The organism is Sulfurimonas paralvinellae, assembly GCF_014905135.1.
GTDB lineage: Bacteria > Campylobacterota > Campylobacteria > Campylobacterales > Sulfurimonadaceae > Sulfurimonas > Sulfurimonas paralvinellae.
Window position 1 is genome coordinate 602,158 of sequence record NZ_CP041406.1, and the last position, 26,033, is coordinate 628,190.

Annotated in this window: 35 protein-coding genes; 29 read left to right on the top strand and 6 right to left on the bottom strand. The window is 37.3% G+C overall.

What is annotated here, in order from left to right:
* The first annotated feature begins 3 nt into the window (after nucleotides 1–3).
* From FM071_RS03160 to FM071_RS03300, 29 genes are all read left to right on the top strand, one after another.
* The gene (locus FM071_RS03160; protein WP_193111577.1) at nucleotides 4–420 is read left to right on the top strand and encodes a thioredoxin family protein; all 417 of its coding nucleotides are present in this window, start codon (nucleotides 4–6) and stop codon (nucleotides 418–420) included.
* A complete protein-coding gene (locus tag FM071_RS03165; protein WP_193111578.1) occupies nucleotides 417–809 on the top strand; it encodes a RidA family protein in 393 nt (130 codons plus the stop codon). The genes FM071_RS03160 and FM071_RS03165 overlap by 4 nt, the downstream gene beginning before the upstream one ends.
* Before the next feature lie 101 nt (nucleotides 810–910).
* Nucleotides 911–1,219, top strand: coding sequence for a 50S ribosomal protein L21 (gene rplU / locus FM071_RS03170; protein WP_193111579.1), 309 nt, complete (start codon nucleotides 911–913; stop codon nucleotides 1,217–1,219).
* 27 nt (nucleotides 1,220–1,246) lie between these two features.
* The gene (rpmA, locus tag FM071_RS03175) at nucleotides 1,247–1,504 is read left to right on the top strand and encodes a 50S ribosomal protein L27 (protein ID WP_151899904.1); all 258 of its coding nucleotides are present in this window, start codon (nucleotides 1,247–1,249) and stop codon (nucleotides 1,502–1,504) included.
* A gap of 158 nt (nucleotides 1,505–1,662) precedes the next feature.
* A complete protein-coding gene (gene obgE / locus FM071_RS03180) occupies nucleotides 1,663–2,763 on the top strand; it encodes a GTPase ObgE (RefSeq protein ID WP_193111580.1) in 1,101 nt (366 codons plus the stop codon).
* A gap of 5 nt (nucleotides 2,764–2,768) precedes the next feature.
* Nucleotides 2,769–3,536, top strand: coding sequence for a glutamate 5-kinase (gene proB, locus FM071_RS03185; protein ID WP_193111581.1), 768 nt, complete (start codon nucleotides 2,769–2,771; stop codon nucleotides 3,534–3,536).
* Nucleotides 3,536–4,447 (top strand): methionyl-tRNA formyltransferase, encoded by a 912-nt coding sequence (fmt, locus tag FM071_RS03190; protein ID WP_193111582.1) that lies wholly within the window; start codon nucleotides 3,536–3,538, stop codon nucleotides 4,445–4,447. The genes proB and fmt overlap by 1 nt, the downstream gene beginning before the upstream one ends.
* Entirely contained in the window at nucleotides 4,425–5,063 is a 639-nt protein-coding gene (locus tag FM071_RS03195) for a biotin--[acetyl-CoA-carboxylase] ligase (RefSeq protein ID WP_226960568.1), read from the top strand. Before fmt ends, FM071_RS03195 begins: the two co-directional genes overlap by 23 nt.
* Nucleotides 5,060–5,842 (top strand): ParA family protein, encoded by a 783-nt coding sequence (locus tag FM071_RS03200; protein WP_193111584.1) that lies wholly within the window; start codon nucleotides 5,060–5,062, stop codon nucleotides 5,840–5,842. The genes FM071_RS03195 and FM071_RS03200 overlap by 4 nt, the downstream gene beginning before the upstream one ends.
* A complete protein-coding gene (locus FM071_RS03205; RefSeq protein ID WP_193111585.1) occupies nucleotides 5,842–6,687 on the top strand; it encodes a ParB/RepB/Spo0J family partition protein in 846 nt (281 codons plus the stop codon). Before FM071_RS03200 ends, FM071_RS03205 begins: the two co-directional genes overlap by 1 nt.
* An 84-nt stretch (nucleotides 6,688–6,771) precedes the next feature.
* Nucleotides 6,772–7,194, top strand: coding sequence for a FoF1 ATP synthase subunit B' (locus FM071_RS03210; protein WP_193111586.1), 423 nt, complete (start codon nucleotides 6,772–6,774; stop codon nucleotides 7,192–7,194).
* 9 nt (nucleotides 7,195–7,203) lie between these two features.
* On the top strand, nucleotides 7,204–7,716 hold the full coding sequence (locus tag FM071_RS03215; protein ID WP_193111587.1) for a F0F1 ATP synthase subunit B: 513 nt from the start codon (nucleotides 7,204–7,206) through the stop codon (nucleotides 7,714–7,716).
* On the top strand, nucleotides 7,717–8,250 hold the full coding sequence (locus FM071_RS03220; protein WP_193111588.1) for a F0F1 ATP synthase subunit delta: 534 nt from the start codon (nucleotides 7,717–7,719) through the stop codon (nucleotides 8,248–8,250).
* Between the two features lie 21 nt (nucleotides 8,251–8,271).
* Nucleotides 8,272–9,789 carry a F0F1 ATP synthase subunit alpha gene (gene atpA, locus FM071_RS03225; protein WP_193111589.1) on the top strand — a complete coding sequence of 506 codons (1,518 nt, stop codon included), beginning with the start codon at nucleotides 8,272–8,274 and terminating at the stop codon, nucleotides 9,787–9,789.
* Nucleotides 9,790–9,799: 10 nt separating this feature from the next.
* The gene (gene atpG / locus FM071_RS03230) at nucleotides 9,800–10,690 is read left to right on the top strand and encodes an ATP synthase F1 subunit gamma (protein ID WP_193111590.1); all 891 of its coding nucleotides are present in this window, start codon (nucleotides 9,800–9,802) and stop codon (nucleotides 10,688–10,690) included.
* 11 nt (nucleotides 10,691–10,701) lie between these two features.
* On the top strand, nucleotides 10,702–12,096 hold the full coding sequence (gene atpD / locus FM071_RS03235; RefSeq protein ID WP_193111591.1) for a F0F1 ATP synthase subunit beta: 1,395 nt from the start codon (nucleotides 10,702–10,704) through the stop codon (nucleotides 12,094–12,096).
* Nucleotides 12,097–12,121: 25 nt separating this feature from the next.
* Nucleotides 12,122–12,514: an ATP synthase F1 subunit epsilon gene (gene atpC / locus FM071_RS03240; protein WP_193111592.1), complete on the top strand. Its 393-nt coding sequence runs from the start codon at nucleotides 12,122–12,124 to the stop codon at nucleotides 12,512–12,514.
* 3 nt (nucleotides 12,515–12,517) lie between these two features.
* Nucleotides 12,518–13,087, top strand: a complete 570-nt coding sequence (locus FM071_RS03245) for a MotA/TolQ/ExbB proton channel family protein (protein ID WP_193111593.1) — start codon at nucleotides 12,518–12,520, stop codon at nucleotides 13,085–13,087.
* Between the two features lie 2 nt (nucleotides 13,088–13,089).
* Nucleotides 13,090–13,479 (top strand): ExbD/TolR family protein, encoded by a 390-nt coding sequence (locus FM071_RS03250; RefSeq protein WP_193111594.1) that lies wholly within the window; start codon nucleotides 13,090–13,092, stop codon nucleotides 13,477–13,479.
* Nucleotides 13,480–13,555: 76 nt separating this feature from the next.
* Nucleotides 13,556–14,182 carry a TonB C-terminal domain-containing protein gene (locus FM071_RS03255; RefSeq protein ID WP_226960569.1) on the top strand — a complete coding sequence of 209 codons (627 nt, stop codon included), beginning with the start codon at nucleotides 13,556–13,558 and terminating at the stop codon, nucleotides 14,180–14,182.
* Between the two features lie 3 nt (nucleotides 14,183–14,185).
* On the top strand, nucleotides 14,186–15,436 hold the full coding sequence (gene tolB / locus FM071_RS03260; RefSeq protein ID WP_193111596.1) for a Tol-Pal system protein TolB: 1,251 nt from the start codon (nucleotides 14,186–14,188) through the stop codon (nucleotides 15,434–15,436).
* A 73-nt stretch (nucleotides 15,437–15,509) separates the two neighbouring features.
* Nucleotides 15,510–16,064: an OmpA family protein gene (locus FM071_RS03265; protein WP_193111597.1), complete on the top strand. Its 555-nt coding sequence runs from the start codon at nucleotides 15,510–15,512 to the stop codon at nucleotides 16,062–16,064.
* A 17-nt stretch (nucleotides 16,065–16,081) separates the two neighbouring features.
* Nucleotides 16,082–16,996: a tetratricopeptide repeat protein gene (locus tag FM071_RS03270; RefSeq protein WP_193111598.1), complete on the top strand. Its 915-nt coding sequence runs from the start codon at nucleotides 16,082–16,084 to the stop codon at nucleotides 16,994–16,996.
* 72 nt (nucleotides 16,997–17,068) lie between these two features.
* A complete protein-coding gene (locus FM071_RS03275; protein ID WP_193111599.1) occupies nucleotides 17,069–17,584 on the top strand; it encodes an FKBP-type peptidyl-prolyl cis-trans isomerase in 516 nt (171 codons plus the stop codon).
* Complete coding sequence (locus FM071_RS03280) at nucleotides 17,541–18,338, top strand: DNA-binding transcriptional response regulator (protein ID WP_226960570.1); 798 nt, start codon at nucleotides 17,541–17,543, stop codon at nucleotides 18,336–18,338. Before FM071_RS03275 ends, FM071_RS03280 begins: the two co-directional genes overlap by 44 nt.
* Entirely contained in the window at nucleotides 18,335–19,273 is a 939-nt protein-coding gene (gene fabD, locus FM071_RS03285) for an ACP S-malonyltransferase (protein WP_193111600.1), read from the top strand. The genes FM071_RS03280 and fabD overlap by 4 nt, the downstream gene beginning before the upstream one ends.
* 1 nt (nucleotide 19,274) lies before the next feature.
* Entirely contained in the window at nucleotides 19,275–19,991 is a 717-nt protein-coding gene (locus FM071_RS03290) for a nitrilase-related carbon-nitrogen hydrolase (protein ID WP_193111601.1), read from the top strand.
* Between the two features lie 9 nt (nucleotides 19,992–20,000).
* The gene (locus FM071_RS03295; protein WP_193111602.1) at nucleotides 20,001–20,696 is read left to right on the top strand and encodes a 5'-methylthioadenosine/adenosylhomocysteine nucleosidase; all 696 of its coding nucleotides are present in this window, start codon (nucleotides 20,001–20,003) and stop codon (nucleotides 20,694–20,696) included.
* Nucleotides 20,696–21,454 (top strand): PP-loop family protein, encoded by a 759-nt coding sequence (locus tag FM071_RS03300; protein WP_193111603.1) that lies wholly within the window; start codon nucleotides 20,696–20,698, stop codon nucleotides 21,452–21,454. The genes FM071_RS03295 and FM071_RS03300 overlap by 1 nt, the downstream gene beginning before the upstream one ends.
* On the opposite strand, the gene FM071_RS03305 is transcribed toward FM071_RS03300, so the two are convergent.
* The 6 genes from FM071_RS03305 to FM071_RS03330 all read right to left on the bottom strand — a co-directional run bounded on the left by FM071_RS03305 (nucleotide 21,449) and on the right by FM071_RS03330 (nucleotide 26,030).
* Complete coding sequence (locus tag FM071_RS03305; protein WP_193111604.1) at nucleotides 21,449–22,927, bottom strand: SLC5/6 family protein; 1,479 nt, start codon at nucleotides 22,925–22,927, stop codon at nucleotides 21,449–21,451. The two genes, FM071_RS03300 and FM071_RS03305, sit on opposite strands and share 6 nt — an antisense overlap.
* Nucleotides 22,928–22,989: 62 nt before the next feature.
* Nucleotides 22,990–23,196, bottom strand: a complete 207-nt coding sequence (locus FM071_RS03310; protein WP_193111605.1) for a hypothetical protein — start codon at nucleotides 23,194–23,196, stop codon at nucleotides 22,990–22,992.
* A gap of 13 nt (nucleotides 23,197–23,209) precedes the next feature.
* Nucleotides 23,210–23,710, bottom strand: coding sequence for an RDD family protein (locus FM071_RS03315; protein ID WP_193111606.1), 501 nt, complete (start codon nucleotides 23,708–23,710; stop codon nucleotides 23,210–23,212).
* Nucleotides 23,703–25,148 (bottom strand): IMP dehydrogenase, encoded by a 1,446-nt coding sequence (gene guaB / locus FM071_RS03320; RefSeq protein ID WP_193111607.1) that lies wholly within the window; start codon nucleotides 25,146–25,148, stop codon nucleotides 23,703–23,705. The genes FM071_RS03315 and guaB overlap by 8 nt, the downstream gene beginning before the upstream one ends.
* 40 nt (nucleotides 25,149–25,188) lie before the next feature.
* Complete coding sequence (locus FM071_RS03325) at nucleotides 25,189–25,620, bottom strand: hypothetical protein (protein WP_226960572.1); 432 nt, start codon at nucleotides 25,618–25,620, stop codon at nucleotides 25,189–25,191.
* Nucleotides 25,620–26,030: a hypothetical protein gene (locus FM071_RS03330; protein WP_193111608.1), complete on the bottom strand. Its 411-nt coding sequence runs from the start codon at nucleotides 26,028–26,030 to the stop codon at nucleotides 25,620–25,622. Before FM071_RS03330 ends, FM071_RS03325 begins: the two co-directional genes overlap by 1 nt.
* Nucleotides 26,031–26,033 lie beyond the last annotated feature (3 nt).

A 26,033-nucleotide genomic window follows, 5' to 3' on the forward strand; every position in this document is an offset into this window, starting at 1 on the left:
AAGATGAAATATATACTATTGGTGATGTTCTTAGCTGCAACATTGTTTGGCGATGAACTGGGTTGGAGCGATGACTATGATAAAGCGCTGCAGCAGGCAAAAAAAGAGCATAAACTTGTTTATGTGCTTGTAACATCTGTTGATTGTGGATGGTGTAAAAAATTTGAGAGAACTACTTTACAGGATGAAGGGGTTAAAAAAAGGCTCAAAAAAGAATTTGTAACCGTACATTTTATTCGTGAATTGAATTTTGTGCCTAAACAATTTAAAACAGCGCCGATACCAAGACATTATTTTACGGACGCAAAAGGAAATATACTTTATAATTCTTTAGGTTATAGAAAAGTAGATACTTTTATGGCATTTATGGATAATGCAGAAGAAAAATATGAAATGAATCAAAAGGAGAAAAAACAGTGAAATTTGTTCAAACAGAAAAAGCCCCGTCGGCAATAGGTCCATACTCACAAGCAGCAGTCGTTAACGGCATGGTATATACATCAGGTCAGATCGCGCTGACTCCACAAGGTAGCGATGAACTGCTGCGTGAGGATGTAGGAGTACAGGCAGTAAGAGTCTTGGAAAATCTGAAAGCTGTTTTGGAAGAAGCAGGTAGTTCTATGGAAAATGTTGTAAAAACAACGATTTTTCTAGCAGATATGGACTCATTTGGTACTGTTAACGAAGTGTATGAAAAAGCATTTGGAGATCATAAACCGGCACGTTCAACCGTAGCGGTAAAAACACTTCCTAAAAATGCACTTGTTGAGATTGATGCGGTTGCATTACTTAACGATTATTCCTACTAAATTAGAGCTATTTGCGAGAATTAAACATAACTTAAAGCTTGGTTAGATATAATTCCGCACTTTTTGTAGAAATACAACCTAAAAATATTTAAGGACCATAGATGTACGCAATTATTAAAAACGGTGGTAAGCAGTATAAAGTTCAAGAGGGTGATGTTCTTTCATTAGACAAGCTTTCTCTTGACCCAGAAGCTACTATCGAAATCAAAGAAGTTCTAGCTGTAAATGCTGGTGAGCTTAAAATGGGAGCTCCATATGTTGATGGCGCTGTTGTAACGGCTGAAGTTATCAGCGAAGGACGTGACAAGAAAGTTACTATTTTCAAAAAACGTCGTCGTAAAGATAGTAAAGTAAAACGTGGTTTCAGAAGAGATCATACTCGTGTTCGCATCACGAAAATAGCTGCATAAGCTAAACTAACTTAGAGGAGATTCAAGATGGCACATAAGAAAGGTCAGGGTAGTACACAGAATAATCGTGATTCAGCTGGTAGAAGACTTGGTGTAAAGAAATTTGGTGGAGAGGCTGTAGTAGCTGGTAACATCATTATTCGTCAACGTGGAACAAAAGTTCACCCAGGTAAAAATGTAGGTATGGGAAAAGATCATACAATTTTTGCTTTGGTTGACGGTGTTGTTGCTTTTGAAAGAAAAGACAAAAAACGTCAACAAGTTTCAATTATCCCCGCTGCATAATTCTACATCTGTTTGAGCTTCGGCTCGAACATTTTTTTTCTTACACTTCGGAAATTATTTCCAACAATTAAAATACAGAACTTAAAATATTTAATAATTTGCTTTATAATAGTCTTTTATTAAGTATTTCAATACAGAGTTAAAAAAAGGATTACACAATGTTTACAGATAGTGTCGAATTAACGGTCTCATCAGGAAAAGGTGGACAAGGGTGTGTGGCATTTCGTCGTGAAAAATTTGTACTCAATGGTGGTCCAAATGGTGGTGACGGTGGTAAAGGCGGAGATATCTGGTTTAAATGTGACAACAACACGCACACACTTTCTCACTTCCAAAGAAAAATGCATATAAAAGCAGACAACGGTCGTCCCGGCGAAGGCTCAAACTGTACCGGAAAATCTGGTGCAAAGAAAGTGATTGTCGTTCCACCGGGAACACAGATAGTCGATAGTGAGAGTGGTGAAGTTCTTCTTGATATGCTTGAACACGGGCAAGAGGTCAAGTTCTTAGAAGGTGGTAAAGGCGGACTTGGAAATACACACTTTAAGTCACCTACAAATCAAAGACCTACGTATGCACAACCCGGGGAAAAGGGTGAAACACGACAAATCAAACTTGATTTGAAGCTTATTGCAGATGTAGGTTTGGTCGGTTTTCCAAATGTTGGAAAATCAACACTTATCTCAACAGTTTCCAATGCCCGCCCTGAAATTGCAAATTATGAGTTTACAACGCTCACACCAAAACTTGGTCAGGTTAATATTGGGGATTATGAGTCATTTGTAATGGCGGATATTCCCGGAATAATCGGGGGAGCACACGAAGGTAAAGGTCTTGGGATTAAATTCTTACGCCATATTGAGCGAACGAAGACACTCTTGTTTATGATAGACCTAGCATCGTATCGTGATTTAAAAGAGCAGATAGATACGCTTAAAGATGAAGTGGCATCATTCTCTGATAAGCTTGGCACTTCCAAGTACGCTATAGCATTGACTCGTGCCGATATCGTTCCGCCGGAAGATGTTAAAGAGCTCGTTTCTGGTTTTATTGAGATGCTGGGTCTCTCTCCAAGTAAACATAGTGACTATGATTTTGACAGTGAACTACCATATTTTATTCAAGAGAGTGCAGATGAAACACTTGGGTTTGAGAGAGAAAAACCATACTTTATCGCACCTATATCTTCTGCAACGAGTAAAAACATTGAAGCATTGAAATATGCACTCTTTAATCTAGTCCAGTCTGACAGGAAATAATTTCAATGAAACGTGTTGTAGTCAAGGTCGGTTCAGCTGTCTTAACACAAGATGGAGAGATAGCACTTAGACGTATGCAGTCTCTTGTCAATTTCTTGACAGAGTTAAGAGATAAGTATGAAGTTATTCTCGTTTCATCTGGAGCAGTAGCAGGCGGATATACAAAACTCAAGCTTGACAGAACAGTGATTGCAAACAAACAGGCTCTTGCTGCTATAGGTCAGCCTGTTTTGATGGAGAGATATGCCAAAAAATTTGAAAAGCACAACATTATTACGGCACAGGTACTTGTAACAGCAGCAAATCTCAATAAAGCAGATGATATTCAAAGAGTACGAAATACGGTTGAGACGCTCATTGAAAATGGTGTGATTCCAATAGTCAATGAGAATGATGCAACAGCAACGGATGAACTTGAAGTCGGCGATAATGATCAACTCTCAGCTTACATTACAAAACATACCGATGCCGATATGCTCATCATACTTTCAGATATTGATGCTTTTTATGATGCTGATCCGCGTAAGAACAGTGGTGCACATGTTTTAAAAGTTGTCCACTCTATAGATAAAGAGATGCTTACACAGGAAGTGACACCAAACAATGTCTTTGCAACCGGCGGCATAGTTACAAAACTAAAAGCTGCAGCTTATCTTTTAGAAGATAACAGAGATACATTTCTTGCAAGTGGATTTGATCTTAGCGATGTCAGATCTTTTATGCTTGATGGTGTGCATAAAGGCGGGACACTCTTTACAAAGGCAGATAGATAATGATAGATGTTATTTTTATGGGAACGCCGGATTATGCTGATGTGATTCTCAAAAAACTCATTGCAGATTCTGATATAAATGTAAAAGCAGTCTATACGCAGCCGGATAAACCGGTCGGACGTAAAAAGATCCTTACTCCGCCGCCTGTGAAAACAACAGCGCTTGAACATAACATCACGGTTTATCAGCCGGAGAAACTTCGTGAGGAAAGCGTTGTTAATGAATTAGTGCAGATAGCGTGTGACTACATCATTGTTGCAGCCTATGGACAGATTCTTCCTCGTGCAATTTTGGATCATGCACCATGTATTAATCTTCATGCATCGATTTTACCTCAATATCGTGGAGCTTCACCGATTCAACAGACACTTTTAAATGGTGACAAAGAGACAGGTGTTACAGCGATACTGATGGAAGAGGGGCTCGATACAGGTGATATCATCAAGATAGAAAAAATTACTGTACCTGATGCAATGATGCTTGAAGAACTTTTTGAAAGCCTTACAGAGGTTGCAGCCGATCTTACACTCGATATTATCAAAAATTTTGAGGTGTATAAGCTGATACCTCAAGATGATACTCACGCAACACACTGCAAAAAAATAACGAAGGCAGACGGACTTATTGCTTTTGATGATGCACAGACCCTTTTTAATAAATATAGAGCATTTACGCCGTGGCCTGGTATTTACTTGAAAACAAAACTCAAACTTAAAAAAATAGAACTGCAAGAGAAGGAGTCTCAAAATACTCCAGGAGAAATTCTCGCAATCGATAAAGAGAGTATCGTTGTCGGCTGTGCAAAAGGGAGTATTCGTATCTTTCGAGTGCAGCCGGAGTCAAAAAAAGAGATGGATGTCCTTGCCTATATTAACGGGAAAAGGCTGAGTGTTGCAGATCATATGTCTTGACAGGATTGATTCAACACAGACCTATCTCAAAGAACAACTCCAAAATAAAAAATTTCATGCACCCATAGCAGTCTCAGCAGAGCTGCAGACCAATGGCATTGGCAGCAGAGACAACAGTTGGAAATCTCAAAAAGGAAATTTGTTTCTCTCTTTTGCACTGCCTCTTGAAAATCTGCCGGATGATTTGAAAATTGAATCGGCATCTATCTATTTTGCTTTCCTCTTAAAAGAGGCACTTGCTTCTTTTAGTTCAAAAGTCTGGATAAAATGGCCGAATGATTTTTACTTGGATGATAAAAAAGTCGGTGGTATGATAACAAATATAGTTGATAAGAACTTAGTATGCGGTGTTGGATTGAATATTGCAGATGCCCCGGACGGTTTTACTAAACTTGATGTAGAAATAGATAAAAAAGTATTGATAAAAAATTATTTCAAAAATATCGAAAAAAAAGTTTTATGGAAGCAAGTTTTTAGCAAATATAAGTTAGAATTTTACAGAAACCAAAATTTTTTCACACATAGTAACGGTGTTAAGGTTTCTTTGGGTGATGCTGAGTTGTATGACGATGGCAGTTTGAATATAAACGGTGAGAGGATATATAGTCTAAGATGAGCGAAGTAATTGTAATAGCAAATCAAAAAGGCGGTGTTGGTAAAACAACAACGGCTGTAAACTTGGCAGCTTCTCTTGCCGTTGCTGAGAAAAAAGTATTGCTTATCGACTCAGATCCACAGGCAAATGCAACTACATCACTTGGATTTCACAGAAACGATTATGAGTTCAATATCTATCATGTGCTCATTGGTACGAAGAAGCTTAAAGACATCATTCTAAAATCAGACTTGCCGACACTGCACCTTGCACCTTCAAATATCGGTCTTGTAGGAATTGAAAAAGAGTACTATGATGCAGATAAAGCAAAGGGACGTGAGCTTGTTCTCAAAAAAGCCATAGCCAATGTAAAAAAAGATTATGACTATATTATTATTGACTCCCCACCGGCGCTTGGACCGATGACTATCAATGCGCTCTCGGCTTCAAACTCTGTAATCATTCCTATACAGTGTGAGTTTTTTGCACTTGAAGGTTTAGCACAGCTTTTAAATACAGTAAAACTTGTAAGAAAATCGATCAATCCAAAGCTGACCATCAAAGGTTTTATTCCTACGATGTTCTCTGCACAGAATAATCTTTCAAAACAGGTATTTGCAGATCTCAGACAGCATTTTAAGGGCAAGCTTTTTACAGACGATAAAGACAGATACATTGTAGTCCCTAGAAATGTAAAACTTGCCGAGTCTCCGTCTTTTGGAAAACCGGCAATTCTTTATGATGTAAAATCAGCAGGATCAATTGCATATCAAAATCTAGCACAGGCGATTATAAAATAATGAAGACACAGAAACTTGGACGTGGATTAGATGCACTTTTAGGTGAAATTGACGAAGCATATGAAAATGAAGGAACACAGCGTGATGCTGTTATTGCGATTTCATTAAAAGATATCCGCCCGAATCCTTTTCAGCCTAGAAAATCTTTTGATGAAACAGCATTGGCAGAACTTGCCGAATCAATTAAGAACGATGGACTGCTGCAACCTGTAGTTGTAACTGAAGATATTGACGGTTATGTACTTATAGCTGGTGAGCGAAGATTTCGTGCATCGAAGCTTGCAAAACTTAAAGAGATTCGTGCGATTGTTCTCAATTCCGATGAACAGAAGATGCGACAGTTCGCACTTATTGAAAATATTCAAAGAGAAGAGCTTAACTCGGTCGAACTTGCAGAGGCATACCATGAGCTGATCAAACTTCATGATATAACACATGAAGAACTTGCTACTATGATTCATAAAAGCCGTGCGCACATTACTAATACACTTCGTCTTTTACAACTCTCATCTAAGACACAAAAAGCACTCGTTGAAAAGAAAATAACAGCGGGTCATGCCCGTGTTTTAGTCGGTCTTGATGATAAAGAACAGCAGTTGATGGTAAATTCTATCATTGGTCAAAAATTGAGTGTTCGTGATGTTGAATCAATGATAAAAAACATGAAAAAAGAAGACAAAGCAGAAAGTTCAAAAGAAAATAATGAAGCAGTACTTGATTTTTCAAAGCTTAAAGAGAAACTGAATGATCTTGGTTTTTATGTAAAAAGTTCAAAAAACAGACTGATATTAGAATTCGATTCTCAAGAAGAGACAGAGGAATTTTTGTCACACCTGCAGGGTTGATGACAAAAATTTCATTTTTTTACTCCCATTTAACTATCCTTTCAATTTAATCATAGTATAATCTCGCAACTTTTAGGAGGTGCTATGTTAGATATAAATCCAATACTACTCTTGGCTACATTTGTTGTATTTGTTTCGCTTATAGCCGTTCTAAATAGTTGGCTTTATAATCCACTGATTAGTTTTATGAAAAAACGTGATGAAGACATTAAAAAAGACCTTGATAAAGTCGGTAATAATGATGCTGAAATCAACGAGCTTCACGAAAAAGCTGAATCAATAATTATGAATGCTAAACTAGAAGCTGCGGCCCTAAGAGAAAAAGTTATCGCGGATGCTAAGGAATTGGCAGACAGTAAGTTAGAAGCAAAACGTGCTGAGCTTGCACAGGAATATTTAGAGTTTGAGCAGTCACTTGCAAAATCTAAAGAAGAGTTGACTAATGAGCTGATGGGTCAAGTTCCAATGTTTAAAGAAGCTTTAAAAGCTAAGATGAGTCAGATATAAGGATGTGGTGTGAGTAGAATTTTAGTATTAATACTTATGATATCAACTGTTGCATTTGCATCTGAAGCTGAGCATGCAGGAACGGACATTGTTCAAAGAACTGTTAACTTCTTGCTTTTTGCTGGGCTTATTTGGTATCTGGTAGCAGAACCGGTAAAGAACTATTTTTCAGGCAGAAGTCAGGGAATCGCTGATGAATTGAAAAAAGTTCAAGAAAAACTCGATGAATCTATAGCTCTTAAAAAAGAGGCACTTGCTAAAATCTCTGAAGCGGAAAAGTTTGCTGAAGAATTGGCTGTAAGTTCTAAAAAAGAGAATAAGATTCTGAACGACAGTATCATGACTCAGTGTGATGCTGAATTAGAAGCTATGGTAAAACAGCATGCGTCTAAAAAAGAATTTGAACAAAAGAATATGGTGCGTGATGTAGTCGAAACTATTGTTGCACAAACATTGGATCAAAGTTCTGAAATCTTCGATAGAGAAGCTATGGCAAATGTTATTTTAAAGAAGGTGGCGTAGATGGAAGAGCTGATAGCAAAAAGATATATCAAAGCACTCAAAAGTGAATTTGATACACAAACAGTTCAAAATATTTCATCTGTGTTCGATGCTCTGGCAGCATCTTTTAAAGATGATAAATTTGTCAGTATTATTGCAAATCCTGAAGTGAAAGCCGAAGATAAGTCAGCAATTTTACTAGAAGCAGTAAAACCTGCCAATTCAGATAAAGTGAATAATCTCATTAAACTGTTGGTAGAAAACAGACGAATCAATATTATTCCTGCTATGGCTAAGGAATTGAAAAAAGATATAGCAAATACGACAAAAACTTATGAAGGTCTGATTTATAGCGACAGTGACATAGACACAAAAGTTATAGATGAACTTGGTAAGGGTTTAAGTAAGAAATTTGATTCTACTATATCTTTTACTTTTGTAAAAAATGATTTTAACGGAATCAAAGTGGAAGTAGAAGGTTTAGGTATTGAGATTAATTTCTCTAAAGATAGAATCGATAGTCAAATTATAGATCATATAATTAAAGCAATTTAACTTCAAGAGAGGAGAACAATAGTGGTAGCAAAAATTCAAGCTGATGAGATCAGCTCAATAATTAAAGAGCGTATCGACAACTTTGAACTAAGTGTTGATATCAATGAAACAGGTAAGATTGTTTCTTATGCTGACGGCGTTGCACAGGTTTACGGACTTAGCAATGTTATGGCAGGAGAAATGGTAGAGTTCGAAGAGGGGACAAAAGGTTTAGTAATGAACCTTGAGGAGAGCAGCGTAGGTGTTGTTATTCTTGGTTCTGGAACTGAACTTCGTGAGGGTATGAGCGTTAAACGTCTTGGAACACTTTTAAAAGTTCCTGTAGGTGATGCTCTTCTTGGTCGTGTTGTCAATGCACTTGGTGAACCAATTGACGGTAAAGGTCCAATTGAAACTACAGAAGTTCGTTTTGTAGAAGAAAAAGCTCCTGGTATTATGGATAGAAAATCTGTACATGAACCTTTAGCAACTGGTATTAAAGCAATTGATGCTCTTGTTCCAATCGGTCGTGGTCAGCGTGAGCTTATTATTGGTGACAGACAAACTGGTAAAACAACAGTAGCACTCGATTCAATCATCAATCAAAAAGGCAACGGTGTTGTATCTATCTATGTTGCAGTTGGTCAAAAAGAGTCTACTATTGCACAGGTTGTTCGTCGTTTAGAAGAACATGGTGCAATGGAGAACACTATTATCGTTTCTGCAACTGCTTCTGAAGCTGCAGCACTTCAATTCTTAGCACCGTACACTGGTGTTACAATGGGTGAGTACTTCCGTGACAATGCACGTCATGGTCTTATCGTTTACGATGATCTTTCTAAACATGCAGTTGCTTACCGTGAAATGTCTCTTATTCTTCGTCGTCCTCCGGGCCGTGAAGCATATCCAGGGGATGTTTTCTACATTCACTCAAGACTTCTTGAGCGTGCTGCAAAACTTTCTGATGAAAAGGGAGCTGGTTCTTTAACTGCACTTCCTATCATTGAAACACAAGCGGGAGATGTTGCGGCATACGTACCAACAAATGTTATTTCTATTACAGATGGTCAAATCTTCCTAGAGACTGACCTTTTCAACTCAGGTGTACGTCCGGCGATCAACGTTGGTCTTTCTGTATCTCGTGTTGGTGGTGCTGCTCAAATTAAAGCTACTAAGCAAGTTGCTGGTACTTTAAGACTTGATCTTGCACAGTATCGTGAACTTCAAGCATTTGCTCAGTTCGCATCTGATCTTGATGAAGTTTCTCGTAAACAACTTGAGCGTGGTCAAAGAATGGTAGAGGTTCTTAAACAGCCTCCATATTCACCACTTTCAGCTGAGAAACAAGTTGCTATCATATTTGCAGGTAACGAAGGTTTCTTAGATGATTTCGATCCGGCAAATGTTACACGTTTCGAAGCAGAGCTTTATCCATTCATCGAAGCTTCTTATCCTCAAATCTTTGAGAATATCAGAAGCAGTAAGAAAGTCGATGATGATACAAAAGCATTATTAATGAAAGCACTTGAAGAGTTTAAAGCTAGCTTTGTAGCTAACTAAGGGATATTTTATGGCAAACTTGAAAGATATTCAGAGACAGATAAAAAGTGTAAGTAACACTCAAAAGACGACGCGTGCTATGAAACTTGTTTCAACTGCAAAACTTCGTCGTGCAGAGGAACTTGCAAAACGTTCTCGTCTTTATGCCGAAAAAATGAATCAGGTAATTGCCGAAATAGCTGGACGCATAAAATGTAGTACTGTTGGCGGATTAAAAAATCGTGTATTTGAAGCGATTGAAAATCCAAAAATGGTTGACATTGTTTTCGTGACTGCAGATAAAGGTCTGTGTGGCGGTTTTAATATTCAAACTATTAAAGCAGTTAACAAACTTTTAAAAGAGTACAAAGAAAAAAATGTAAAAGTGCGTTTACGTGGTATCGGTAAAAAAGGTATAGAATACTTTAACTACAATGAAGTAGAGATGCTTGACACTGTAGTTGGACTAAGTTCTAAACCCGATAAAGAAAAAGCTGATGATTTTATCGCAACTTCCCTCTCAGATTATAGAGATGGGAAAATTGATGCTCTACATATTGTATATAACGGGTATAAAAACATGATAACACAAGAGTTACATGTCAATACAGTTTTACCTATTGATACAGAAACTTTTGATTGTGCTGATGTACAGTCAAAATCAATGTTAGAGATTGAGGCTGAAGATGAAGAGAAAATGCTTGAGTCTTTAGTGGAAAAATATATTAATTACAATATATACTACTCTTTGATTGATTCAGTTGCTGCTGAACATTCTGCGCGTATGCAGGCAATGGATACAGCAACGAACAATGCTAAAGAGATGGTGAAAAACTTAAATGTTGAATTTAATAAAGCACGTCAAGCTGCTATTACTACAGAATTAATTGAAATTATTAGTGGTGTGGAGAGTATGAAATAATGGAGAAAAATATGATTGGAAAAATTAGCCAGGTAATGGGTCCTGTTGTTGATGTTGATTTCGATGGTTATCTTCCAGTAATTAACGAAGCTATTGAAGTTAAAGTTAATTTGGATGGTAGTGAACATCGTTTGGTTTTAGAAGTTGCTGCTCACTTAGGTGACGGTCGTGTTAGAACGATTGCGATGGATATGAGTGAAGGTCTTGTACGTGGTATGGATGCAACAGCTACTGGTGCACCTATCAAAGTTCCTGTTGGGGAAAAAGTACTTGGTCGTATCTTTAATGTTATTGGTGAAACTATTGATGGTGGAGAGCAAGTTACAGATTCTGATACTTGGTCTATTCACCGTGCTCCGCCACCACTTGTTGATCAGTCAACTACAACAGAGATGTTTGAGACTGGTATCAAAGTTGTTGACCTTCTTGCACCATATGCAAAAGGTGGTAAAGTTGGACTATTCGGTGGTGCCGGTGTTGGTAAAACAGTTATCATTATGGAACTTATTCACAATGTTGCACATGGACATGACGGTCTTTCTGTATTCGCCGGTGTTGGTGAAAGAACTCGTGAAGGAAATGACCTTTACTACGAAATGAAAGAATCGAACGTACTTGACAAAGTTGCACTGTGCTACGGTCAGATGAGTGAGCCTCCTGGAGCACGTAACCGTATCGCTCTTACTGGTCTTACTATGGCTGAGTACTTCCGTGATGAGAAGAAACTCGATGTACTTATGTTCATCGATAATATCTTCCGTTTTGCGCAGTCTGGTTCAGAGATGTCAGCACTTCTTGGACGTATCCCTTCAGCTGTTGGTTACCAACCGACACTTGCTCGTGAAATGGGTGCATTACAAGATCGTATTACATCAACTAAAAATGGTTCAATTACATCTGTTCAAGCGGTTTACGTACCTGCAGATGACTTGACTGACCCGGCTCCGGCTTCTGTTTTTGCTCACTTGGATGCAACGACAGTTCTTAACCGTAAAATTGCGGAAAAAGGTATCTATCCTGCGGTTGATCCACTCGATTCAACTTCAAGACTCCTTGATCCACAAATTTTGGGTGAAGAGCATTATAATGTAGCTCGTGGTGTGCAACAAACACTTCAAAAATATAAAGATCTTCAAGATATTATTGCGATTCTTGGTATGGACGAGCTTTCTGAAGATGATAAAAATGTTGTTGAGCGTGCTCGTAAAATTGAGAAATTCCTTTCTCAACCATTCTTCGTTGCAGAAGTATTTACAGGGGCTCCTGGTAAATATGTTTCTCTTGAAGATACTATCAAAGGATTTAAAGGTATTCTTGATGGTGAATACGATCATATGTCTGAAAATTCATTCTATATGGTTGGTAATATGGACGAGGCTATTGCTAAACACGAGAAAAACAAATAAGCTCTATGCTTAGTAAAGGACTGTAATGGATAAGTTTAAACTTGAAATCCTGACACCAAACGGCGAAATCTTTAATGATGAAGTCGTTAGTGTTGTTCTTCCTGGTAAAGAGGGAGAGTTCGGCGTTCTTGCAGGACATGCTTCATTGACAACTTTGTTGGAAGCTGGTGTAGTGGATGTCGAAAAAGAAGATAAATCAGTCGAGTCTATTGTTATTGACTGGGGTGTTGCTCAAGTTAGTGAAGATAAAGTTGTTATTTTAGTTGAAGGTGCCGCAGCTATCCGTGGCGCAACTGAGACTGAAATTGCAAAAGCTCTTGAAGATGCGAAAAAACTCATCAACGATGTTGCAGACTCAAGTTCTGCTATCGCTTCTGTTTCGGCTAAAATAGAGTCAGCAGCTCAAAGATTAATATAATATATGATTAATAATTTAATCGATTTCTATCTAAAAAGCCACCCGGTCACTATAGGTGTATTGATTCTCTTGTCAATATACTTCATAATACTCAACTGGGTGTTCTTTTACCGCTATTTTTCTCTTAACAGCTGGCTTAAAATTGAAAGTGAATCGTTAGAAGCACTTTTACTTGGAGCCAGAACTGTTAGCGAAAACTCTTTTTTAAATAATTTTATAAAAAGCAGTAATATTGTTTCAAAAGAAGTTTTAGCACTTGCAATGCTCGCTGCTACAAAAGAGGCGACAAAAGGGCTTGCTGTTCTTTCTGTTTTTGCTTCTACATCTCCTTTTATAGGACTCTTTGGTACGGTGGTTTCTATCTTGGATACTTTTGCGCATATAGGTAGCGGAAGCAGTGGCAGTATGTCTATAATCGCAGCAGGTGTAAGTGATGCACTGATAGCAACTGCTTCGGGTATTTTTGTAGCGACATTTGCATACACATATCATCAAATCCTAAAAAGAAAATCGTTTGAACTTACTTCTCATCTTCAAATGCAAAGTGATGCAATTCTAGCTCGCAAGGCATAAAAATGTATGATTGGGAAGAAAAACCAGAACTAAACATCACTCCTCTGGTAGATGTTATGTTGGTTTTACTTGTGGTTCTGATGGTTATAGCTCCAAATATCATTTTTGAAGAAAACATCAAACTGCCACAGGGTTCCACGACGCAACAGCTCTCAAAAATTCCGCCGATACATATAACTGTTGATTCAGAAGGAAATATTCAAGTCAATAAAAAGAACTTTTTACTCAATGCTTTTACCGACAATTTCTTTTTATATGCAAAAACACTCGATAAAAAAGCAACGGTTTTGATAAGTGCCGATAAAACACTGGATTATGGTATCGTGATGTCTGTTTTGGCAGCTGTAAAGCAAGCCGGCTTTTCAGAGGTTTCTTTAGCGACAAATGGATAAGAATAACAATTACTTCATTATAAGTGGATTTATATCTCTTTCTCTATTTCTGTTTTTTTTAGGACTCTTCATCTATATGATGTTTGTAGTAAAGAATCAGCCTACATATGCGTTAACAAAAGATAAATTTATTGCTGTTTCCATTGTAATGCCTAAAAATATTGCAAAATTTACAAGTTCTGTTGCACTGCCAAGCAGTTCATCAAAAAGTGTCAGTCAAGATATAGATGTAAATGATCTCTTTTCTGATGTGTGGACGCAAAAGATAAAACATACACAGAAAAAAAAGAAAGTAAATTCGAAAAGAATAGCTGATATCGCGAAGAAAATTAAAACTGCCGATAAAAATAAAATCAATTCTGTATCGGAAAAAATTGGAAAACTCGATATGCAGGAGAGTGATAAGAATACGCAGCAGACATCCAGTGCCGATGAAGTTAATGAATATTTAGCTAAAATTCAAGCAATTGTTTATCAACATTTCAATGTACCGCCAAATAGTGAAGGCAATAGTGTAAAGACAGTGATTGAATTGGATCCTTTTGGTCATATGACTGATTTTAGGATTTTAAGTTATTCTGCGAATGAAGCTTTAAATGCTGAAGCAGACAGAATCAAAGAGAGACTTAAGAGCGTAGTTTTTCCTAAGAATCCTACAGGGAAATCCAGCCGAACTATTGTTGTACTAATTTCAAAGGAGTAAAATTTGAAAATTTTATTTTCATTGTTTCTATTTATTTCAGTTCTATTTGCTAGTGATGCAACAATAGAAGTCATCAAAAAAGCAAATAATGTCCCATTAATAGCCGTTGAAGATGCTTCTATAAGTTATGATGACACTTTTCGACTTCGTTTCTTTAAAACATTGATCGCAGACTTAAATGTTCTTTCTATTTTTAATGTAGACAGACATCATAGAATAGCTAACTTTAATGACGTCGATGTTCTTGTCGAGAACAAAGATATGGCATACGTACTGCGATATAAAATATTTGAAGATGATAATGCTGCTTTGAATGTACAAATAAAACTGCTGCAAAAAAATGAAGAAGTATTTATTAAGAATTATAGAGTAGCTAAGCAGGATATCTTTATGTTTATATCTCACGCAATAGCATACGATATAAATGAATTTTTGGGAGAACCTTCTGTTGGATGGATGAAAAGAAAAGTGATCTTTTCCCGTATTGTCGGTCCGAAACAAAGTGAGATAGTCATCGCAGACTATACATTGGCATATCAACACACAATCCTAAAAGGCGGATTTAATATTTTTCCAAAATGGGCGAATAAATCACAAAATGCATTTTACTACACGGCACTTGATACTCCTAAGCCTACACTGAAGTATGTGGATGTTAAAAATGGCCGGGTTGAGAGTATTATATCCTCTGATGGTATGGTTGTATGCTCTGATGTAAGCAGTGATGGGAAAACGCTTCTATTGACAATGGCGCTCGACGGGCAGCCTGATATTTACAGCTTTAATGTAGATACTAGAAAATATAAACGATTGACTCGATACAGAGGTATTGATGTAAATGCACAGTTTATGAATAAGAATCAAATTGTATTTATCTCATCACGTCTAGGTTATCCGAATGTCTTTTCAAAACATCTTGACACAAATGAAGTAGAACAGATGGTTTATTATGGAAACAGTAACTCTGCATGTAGTGCTCATGGCAATTACATTGTTTACAAAGCGAGAGAGAGCTCAAATGCTTTTAGTCAAAATACGTTTAACCTGCATCTTATTTCAACAAAAACTGACTTTATCAGACGTCTGACGGCAACAGGAGTCAATGAGTTTCCACGTTTTTCAAAAGATGGTGATGCCATTATATTTATAAAAAATTACAAAGGACAGAGTGCCATCGGTATTATACGTCTTAACTATAACAAGAACTATCTTTTCCCATTGAAATATGGAAGAGTTCAGTCTATGGACTGGTAATTTTTTTAAGTAAATATATTATTGTTATTTTTTTGGTATAATAATTTGACATTTAATATTCAAGGAAATAGATATGAAAAGTATAGTACTTTCTAGTGTTGTAGCAGCACTTGTAGTTTTTAGCGGATGTTCTTCAAAAGAACCTGCAGTTGATAACAAAACAGAAGAAGTTTCTGCTCCAGCAGCTCAAGAAGTTCAAGCTCCGGCGACTGAAACAGTGGCAAGCGAAAACAGTGCTGTAAACTCAAGTACAGAGAATACGGCTGAGATGACAATGACTGCTATAGAAAGTAAACTTCCAACAGTTTATTTCGCGTTTGATAAGTATGATATCACTCCTGAGATGCAAGAGCGTATTGATGATGCTGCAGAGTTAGGAAAAACAGATGCTGCAAAATCATTAAGCGTTAAATTAGAAGGTAACTGTGATGAGTGGGGTAGTGATGAGTACAACTTCGCACTTGGCCTTAAACGTGCAGATGCAGTGAAAAAAGCTTTAGTAGCTGACGGTATCGATGCTTCTCGTATCTCTATGGTAAGCTACGGTGAATCTAACCCTGTTTGTACAGAACATACAAAAGAGTGCTGGGCTAAGAATCGCCGCGTAAACTTTAAACTTTTACCATAGTAATTAAGTAAAAAATTATGAAACAGAGCGTAATAGTAAGCCTGCTTATTGTTACTGCTGTTCCAACTCTTCTCTTCGGTTCTGAACCTTCAGCGTTTGGTGCCGGGGATCTTTCCAGTCCTGAACCTTATGGACTGACTTCCAGTGAAAAAGTTATATTAGAAACAAAAGACAAGTTAAAAAAAGTTGCCAGTAAAAGTAAATCACAGGCAAGTCAGCTTGATTCATTGCGAGAGAGAATAGATGGACTGCAGAGCATTGTTGAAAGTATAGGCAGAAATACACATAATAATAAAATCAATCTAGAGAAGCTTAAAGACGAAGAAGATACCAGTATGGCAAATACGACAGAGTATCAAACACGCTTAAGTGAATCTATTCAACAAAATAAAAAGGAGTTAGAGGAACTTAAAGCAAGTTTACTTGAAGTTTCCAAGCTTTTAGATGATATCAATGCACGTTATGTAACTAAAGATGAATACAATACTCTGGTTACAAGTGTTAACAATTTTAAAGCATTAGTTTCAAAAGAGCTAAAATCAGGGAAGAAAATAAGCGGTAAAGCTTCTAAAACAAGCAGTGCGGATTTGTATAATCTTGCTAAGAAAAATTATGACAAAAAGTACTATACAAAAGCAATTGCCAACTATGAAGAATTGATTAAAAGAAACTATAAACCTGCCTATGCGCACTATATGATAGGTGAAATGAACTACAAAAGAAAGAATTACGCAAAAGCAATTTCTTACTTTAAAAAGAGTTCACAGTTGTATGCAAAAGCGAAGTATATGCCGAACCTGATGCTGCACACTGCTATATCAATGGAGAAAACGGGAGACCGTGCACATGCTAAGTCCTTCTATAAAGCGATTATCGCAAAATATCCGACTTCAAAAGAAGCGCAAGAGGCAAAACGTCGCTTAGGCAAATAAAAAAATAGATTTTTTCAGCTTTACAAAGAGTTATTATGATAAAATCCACGAATTAAATTATAAGGCAAAAATATGGCAATTGAGCAAAATCAAATCGTATCTTTAGAGTATGAAGTAAAAGACGGCGATAAAGTAGTTGATAGTAACGTTGGTGGAGAACCATTAGTATTTATGTTTGGTAAAGGACAAATAATTCCTGGTCTTGAGACTGGTATCAAAGATATGGGTATCGGTGAAAAAGGTGATGTTCTTGTGAAAGCTGCAGATGCATATGGCGAGTACAATGCCGAAGCAATTCAAGAAGTTCCTAAAGATCAATTCGCAGGAATTGAACTTACAGAAGGAATGACACTTTACGGACAAGGTGAAGACGGATCGACTGTTCAAGTAACTGTAAAAGAGATCAAAGACGACTCAGTTGTTATTGATTTTAACCATCCTTTGGCTGGTAAAGATTTAATGTTCACTGTTACAATCAACAATGTAAGAGATGCTTCTGCTGAAGAAGCAATGACAGGTGTTCCAGCTGAAAATAAACAAGAAGATGACGGATGCTGTTCAACTGGCGGCGGCTGTGGATGCCACTAGTTTTCTAACTGCATCTTCTGCCTCCCTGCAGGCAAAGAAAACAGCCACTCTTTTAAAAACACTCGGTGTAAATGCACTGATAACGGGAGAGAGTGGAATAGGTAAAAGAACATTGGCTTCTTTTATCTTACCTGATGCATCGATTGTCGATGCATCAAACTTTGATGAGCTTTTAGTGACACTTGAGAGTTCAAAAGAGTTAATCATTTCCAACATAGACAACTCCCCAAATTTAAACAGATTGATAGATACGATAGAAGAGAATGACGTTCGTATTGTTGCGACTTCAAAACAGCTCCAGTTTAATGAGTTGTTAGATGATCTTTTTAGTGTTAAATTGGATATACCGCCATTAAGAGAAAGAGTTGAAGATGTTACATTTTTAGTAGAGAAATTCACCAAAGAGGCGGCAGAACTTTTTGGCAGTGATGAAAGTTTTAATATTAAAAATTTCAAACCGGACCTGTCTCAAAACGCAAAATCATTGCGTCGGCAGGTAATGATTAATTATCTTTTACAAGATATCGGGGACAGTGACTTGATGGGAATCATAGAGAATTATCTCTATGACAAGTTGGGATCCAATAGTGACTATAGAAACTTTTTGTATCTTTATGAAGTACCTCTCATTAGAGGAGGACTGAAAAAGTTCAAATCACAACTGCAGTTGGCAGATAAACTTGGTCTCAACAGAAATACATTACGGAAAAAAATTACAGAGAACAAACAATACTTAGAAGGAGAAAAACAGTGAGTAAAATAGCAATGATATTTGCAGGGCAAGGCAGCCAGGCAGTAGGAATGGGTAAAGATTTTTATGATAACAGTGAACTTGCACGTGAGATGTTTGCAAAAGCAGGTGAGAGAATCGGTGTTGATTTTAAAGAGTTGATCTTTGAAGAGAATGAGCAGCTTGGACAAACTGCATATACGCAGCCGGCAATTCTATTGGTGCAGATGATTGCCTATAAACTTTTTAAAGAAGCGTGTCCTGATGTGAAAGCGGAACTTTTCTTAGGTCACTCTCTTGGTGAATTCTCTGCACTTTGTGCTGCAGGTGCTATTGATTACGTTGATGCAGTTGAACTCGTACATAAACGTGGGGCTTTTATGCAAGAGGCGTGTGAAGGCAAAGATGCAGGGATGATGGCTATCGTTGGACTCGATGATGAAAGTGTTGAAAAAATTTGTGCAGATGCGCAGGCTGAAGGTAAGCAGGTATGGCCTGCAAACTACAACCAAGACGGTCAGCTTGTAGTTGCGGGTAATAGAGCAGATCTTGCAAGTTTGGAGGAGACTTTTAAAAATGCAGGCGCTAAAAGAGCACTTCTTTTAAATATGTCAGTGGCGTCTCACTGTGAGATACTCTCACCGGCACAAGAGCCGCTTGCTGCATTGATGGAAAAATATATTACCGATGATTTTGAAGCACCGGTTATATCAAATGTGACAACAAAACCGTACAATACTAAAGCGGATGCTGTAGCACTTTTAAAAGACCAGCTTGTAAAACCGGTAAAATACAAACAATCTATCCAAGCAATTGCAGGTGATGTAGATATGGCCATAGAATTTGGAAATGGTGTCGTACTCAAAGGACTCAACAGAAGAATTGCCAAAGAGCTTAAAACACTTAATATCTCAGATATGGCATCTTTAGAAAAAGTAAAAGAGGAAGTCTGCTCATAATATGAGAGTAACACTTGCACAAACTTCACCGAAATTAAATCGCTCGAATTTGAGCGATATTATTGCTATTGTCAAACAAAAGAAAGATGATGCAGATTTGATCGTTTTTCCTGAGCTTGCATTAAGCGGGTATCTGTTGCAGGATAAACTGCGTGAAGATGCCTGGAGTGAGGATGAACTGCATGAGTTGGGAACACTGAGCAGCGAGGTTGATATTGCCGTGGGTGCTGCAATGCGTGATGGAGAACTCTTTCGTAATTGTGGACTCTATTTTAGCGGTGGAGAACTTGTTGCCAAGCACATTAAAGTACATTTACCAAACTATGGAATGTTTGAAGAAGCTCGCTATTTTGAAGGTGGAGATAAATTTGAAGCGTTTGAGCTCAATGGCGCAAAGATTTCGATTCTTGTCTGCGAAGATCTATGGCATAAAGAGGTGCATCATGAGCTTCTTCGTTTAGATCCTGATTTGATTGTCGTTCATGTTGCTTCTCCTGCTCGAGGGTTTAGTGATACGGGTTTGACCATAGAGACAAAATGGTATGAAATTATACAGACGGTTGCCAAAGAGTGTGAAGCAAAGCTTGTCTTTGTCAATCGTGTCGGTTTTGAAGACGGGCTTGGCTTTTGGGGTGGTAGTTGTGTTGTCGATGCAGATGGAACCATTACAAATAAACTGCCGAAATTTGAGCAAACAGTACAAACAGTAGAAATATAAAGGGTTAGAATGAAAATAGCGATAATGGGAGCAATGCCGGAAGAGGTTGCGCCGATACTTGAACGTCTTGATGATGTAGAAGAGGTTAATTATGCAAAAAACAGATACTATAAAGCAAAATACAAAGATATTGATGTCGTTGTGGCTTATTCAAAAATAGGGAAGGTCTTTTCAACATTGACTGCCGCTACAATGCTGCAGATGTTTGCTTGTGATGTTTTACTCTTTACGGGTGTTGCCGGTGCGGTAAATCCTGAACTTAAAATTGGTGATTTGGTTGTAGCAAACAAACTTGCTCAGCATGATCTTGATATTACGATCTTTGGACATCCTCATGGATATGTTCCAGAAGGAAGTGTCTATATTGAAGCAGATAAAGATTTAATTGCTCTAAGTAAAATTGTAGCTTCGGAGATGGGTGTAAATGTTAAAGAAGGCATTATCGCAACTGGTGATCAGTTCATCGCTTCAGAGGAGAGAAAGAACTTCATAGCAGAGACTTTTAAAGCCGATGCATTGGAGATGGAAGGTGCAAGTGTCGCTGTTGTCTGTGATGCTTTAGGCGTGCCGTTTTTCATTCTTCGCTCTATCAGTGATTCAGCAGATATGGATGCTGGTTTCAACTTTGAAGAGTTCGTTGAGAGCTCTGCAAAAGTAAGTGCCGAATTTCTAATGAAAATGGTTGACAGGCTGGCAAACGCTTAATGGCTGTCAAACTCTCTAAAAAGATCATGTCCAAACTCGGCAAGACAAATGCCGAGTTTGAACTCATAGAAGAGGGCGATAAGATACTCGTCGGTTTGAGCGGCGGGAAAGATTCGTTGACGATGATCCATGCTATGAAAGAACAACAACGCCGTGCTCCTTTTAAATTTGATTTTGTTGCGGTGACTATCAGTTACGGGATGGGTGAGAATTTTGACAATCTAATTGCCCACTGCAGGGAGCATGATATCCCACATATAGTTCACGAAACAAATACCTATGATCTTGCTAAAGATAAGATCCGTAAGAACTCCTCTTTTTGTTCATTCTTCTCACGCATGAGACGTGGTTATCTTTACTCTGTGGCAAAAGAGCAGGGCTGTAATAAAGTCGCATTAGGACATCATATGGATGATGCGGCAGAGAGCTTTTTTATGAACTTTATCTACAATGGGCAGATGCGTTCACTTGCTCCCAAATACAGAGCAGAAAACGGACTCATCGTCATTCGACCGCTTATTCAGATGCGTGAGCGACAGCTGCGGGCTTTTGTAGTTGATAACGGTATTGAAGCCATAGGTGATGAAGCCTGTCCTGCAATGCGTTTTGATGTGAAAATGCCTTATGCACGAGCGAAGATGAAAGATATGCTTGGGGATATGGAAAAAGAGTATCCGCAGCTTTTTACTTCACTCAATGCAGCATTTAAAAATATATCAGCTGATAGTTTTTTCGATAAAGAGAAATTCTCTTTATAGATTTATTTCTATAACGTTATAACCGCACTCGTTTTTTTTATTTTTGTGTTCGTAAATATTGTTTATTCTAAAACTTAGTTTATTATTACAAAATTTAATGTGAGATAATGGATGCCAATTCCTACCATCTAGTCTGATATTGTTTGGTAGTTTTGCATGAATTTCTTTGAGAAAATTGCCCTGATGGTCAAATTGCCATACAGTAATTCTCATAGGATTTCGAGACATACTTAATACAAAAAAGTAGTTTGTTGTTTTTAAAGTTGCTGCGCGAGAATTTCCCATAAAATCATCTGAATGGGAGAGTGTTGTATATGTTATATTATTATCATTAAATATGAATCTATTAGGATTAGTATTTAATTTAATAGAATAATCTTTTTCTCTTGAATGCCAAACATTGAATGGATAAGACATATAGTCATCATCTTGTCGCAAAGTACAAAAGCCAATATATTTATTATAAAGAAAGGATGCTGTTGTATTGAAAGTAAATTTTTTCCAGTCTATATCTTTCTTAGTATCTGTGATACTGTTATTTAAAAAATCTACAATAATTTGTTTATTGTCTGTTTGGCCGAAACCCAAATAATATATTATTGCATTCCATATATTATGTCGAAGCAAATATTCTAACCTTGTATCAAAGTCATTTAAATCTTTACTACGTTTTTTCTGTTTTGTACTATGAAAAGGAAGCTGGTCTTTAATAGTAAGAGATGATAAAAGCTCATTTTTTTGTAATATCTTAATGGTGAGATTATAAGAATGACTTTTCTCTTTATAATTAACGATTATTTTCTTATCTGATGGTTTAACCCAAGAAAATGAAATTTCTTGAATACCTAAAATATAAGGAATAATGGTTGACTTATGTAGTGTGGGGAATTCCCAATAACCACATCCGCAACCTTCATTTCCACCAAAAGATAAAAAATCAAACTTATTATATGTAATTGGGATATTTTTACTGTTACTTTGTAGTTCTATAAATTCTTTATTTTTTACTTGTAATGTTTTATTAAATATTTCATCGATATTTCGATCTTTACCTAAGAGTTCTGCACCTAAAACAAAAAGGTTTGTATTTAAACCTATAATTGCTGATATGAAGATGAAAATAAATATTTTTTTCATTAAGGAAAGAGTTTTGGATGGCAAAAGATCCATTATAATAAATGTAATCAGTAAAACAACATATGTTGGAAATATATGTATAAATATTAAAAAAGAGAGAATCCAAGGTATCCCAAAAGTTATTATAGTACCTACAATAATAGAGAGAGCAGTTAAAGCTATTGTTGTTCCAGATGCTTCTTTAATTGCCAAGTAACCAAGAAAAGAAATTATGAGTGTTGGGTAAAACATATATAATGCAGGCATTGGCGGCATAAATAGTGCCATAGCTATAGAGATAAACAGTATTATCAATAAAACAACTAGTTTTATTTTTTTTACTTCTTCATTTGTCAATATTTTACCCTTTTAATAACCTGATTTTTTCAAAAGAAACAATATAATATGAAAATTATACTTTAATCTCCATTGAAATCAGCATCAACAGTAGCATCAAAATCAGATGCATCGTCATTCTCTCGATATAAGTCTTGTATTAAGCTGTTAGTATCTTTAGTCTCTAAAGAGATATCTCCTTTTTTGGATTTTGATTTTGAAGAAAAATATTGAAATATAGCTAAAAAGATAAATAATATTATAAATGGTAAAAATACAATATAGGACAATGGTTACTTCTCGTTAGAGAGATGCATCTTCATCGTAAATGACTGCCGTTCCGGCAAGCAGGTCATGCAGGCTTCTTTTATCTTTTCTAAAGGCAACCATTAAAAAACCAAGACCAAAGAGTAAAGTTGAGGGGATATAGCCTAGTGAACGGGTTATTGCCTGTTTGTTGCTTATATCTTGCAATGTTTTTGCATCGACTATTTTGATGTGGACTATCTTTTTACCGGGTGTTGCTCCGCGCCAGTTGTCCCAAAAAATAATTGTTACTACTAAAACAGAGATCTCAAAGATAAGTTCCCATGTAAATGAAGTTTTTGGCTGCTGGTCGAGTGCATGAGGATTGCCGCTCATTGCTAACTGTATGTTTTGTTGGTACTGCGTGAGATCAAACCAGTTGCCGTCACTTAAAAAGTATATGACGATGCCAACCGGCAGAGCAAGAAAGAGGGTATCTAAAAAAGAAGCGATAAAACGGATCCAAAAACCCGCATATCGAACTTCATGTTTAGACATGATAGTTTGGAGCTTCTTGTGTGATGATTACGTCGTGAACGTGAGACTCTTTAAGGCCTGCTGAAGTGATCTCAACGAACTCTGCTTTATCCCAGAATGCTTCGATACTTTCACTGCCGCAGTAGCCCATAGAAGAACGAAGTCCACCCATCATCTGGTGAACGATACCCGCAATTGAGCCACGGAAAGGTACACGACCTTCGATTCCTTCTGGAACGAGTTTATCTGCTGCCGTTCCTTCTTGGAAATATCTGTCATTTGAACCTTTTTGCATTGCTCCGATACTACCCATACCACGGTATGATTTGTATTGACGGCCTTGGAACATGATAGTCTCACCCGGAGACTCTTCCGTACCCGCTAAAAGACTTCCTGCCATAACACAGCTTGCACCCACAGCAAGCGCTTTTGAAATGTCACCGGAGTATTTAATACCACCATCAGCGATAACAGGCACACCATGTTTTCTTGCAGCTTCTGCACATTCATCAATAGCAGAGATCTGTGGTACACCGACACCTGCAACGATTCTTGTTGTACATATCGAACCAGGTCCGATTCCGACTTTAACACCATCCGCTCCCGCTTCTATAAGTGCTTCTGTTGCTTCGGCAGTTGCAATGTTTCCTGCAATGACATCTACTTCAAGAGATTTTTTGATCTCTTTTACTGTATCAAGGATGCCTTTTGAATGTCCGTGAGCAGAGTCAAGGACAAGCACATCCGCACCTGCATCGACAAGAGCTTTTGCTCTATCCATCTGTCCAACACCGATAGCAGCACCCACGACAAGACGACCAAATGCATCTTTGTTTGAGTTAGGATATTCAATGCGTTTTTTGATATCTTTGATGGTAACAAGTCCTTTTAAGAATCCGTCATCATCTATAATAGGAAGTTTTTCGATCTTGTTCTGGTGCATGATATCTGCCGCTTCATCAAGAGAGATGCCTTGTTTTGCAGTAATAAGAGGCATTGAAGTCATCACTTCATCTGCACGTTTACGCATGTCTTTTTCAAATCTCATATCACGATTCGTAAGAATTCCAAGCAGTTTATTATGCCCATCAACAACTGGAACACCAGAGATTTTAAATTCGTTCATCAGTGCTTCAGCATCTGCCAATGTTGCATCCGGATGTACATAGATAGGGTCGATAATGATCCCGCTTTCAGATTTTTTTACTTTTTTAACCTGTTTGCATTGTGTTTGGATATCCATATTTTTATGGATGATACCAATACCGCCGAGTCTCGCCATTGCAATTGCAGCACGGTATTCTGTTACTGTATCCATTGCAGCCGATACCATCGGGATTTTAAGGCTTATATTTCTAGTTAGTTTTGTTTCTAATGATACTTCTTTTGGAAGAACTTCGGAATACTGAGGTACTAAAAGTACATCTTCAAATGTTAGTGCGCGTTTACGAATTCTCATGGCCATCCTTTAAAATTTACGGATTATACCTTTTTTGTGGTTAAAAAGAGGTAAAATCCAAGAACATAAATTGGGAAAGGAGTATGATAATGACTACTAAAATAAAAGGGAAAAGATGGCTTTTAAAGACCCATGGGTTGATGCCGAAGAGTTTTTGATTGATGCCTCGAAAACCAAGCCAAAGGCCTAAAAATGCTTTTACGCTTAGTACCATTTGAAAAGAGGAAAGTCCCTCTTGAGATATTTCACCAAATACTTGCGAAAAGAGAAAAAGCCCACTCGCAACAGCGACCATAAGAGCATAAGGAACGACTTTGCGAACATGCATCATGATGGCTTCACGTGCTTTTTTATACTCATTAGCATCTAAAGACTGCTGCATTTTAGACATAAACAGGATATCGGTAAATAAAAATCCGCCATAGATAAATACGGAATATATATGAATGGTGTGTATGATTGTATAGAGCATTATTTATCGTTCTTTTGAGCTTTTCTAAAAAGGTGATAGTTTTCAGCTTCCAACATATCTTCGACATAGCCGGCAACACATTTGGTACAGTTTGTCCAGATACCTGAGGGTAGGCGGACTTCCAGTTTTTTCTTTTCACGAAGTTTGATGATTTTCTTCGGTGAAAGTACCTTTGTAACAGGTGCAAAATCTACATCGGTAAGGTCAATATCTTTTTTGTAATAGAGCGTCTGCTTTTTAAAGTTTCCCCAACCTGGTACTCCATCTTCCGTATAAGGAACTTCATAACCGTTTTTGAATTGTACCATTATCTTGTAGTGGGAATCATCAAAAACCTGTGTGATCTTTCCAGGGCCAAAGACAAGTCCATAAACTTTTTTACCCTCTTTTGCTTTTTTAAAATATGCCATTTT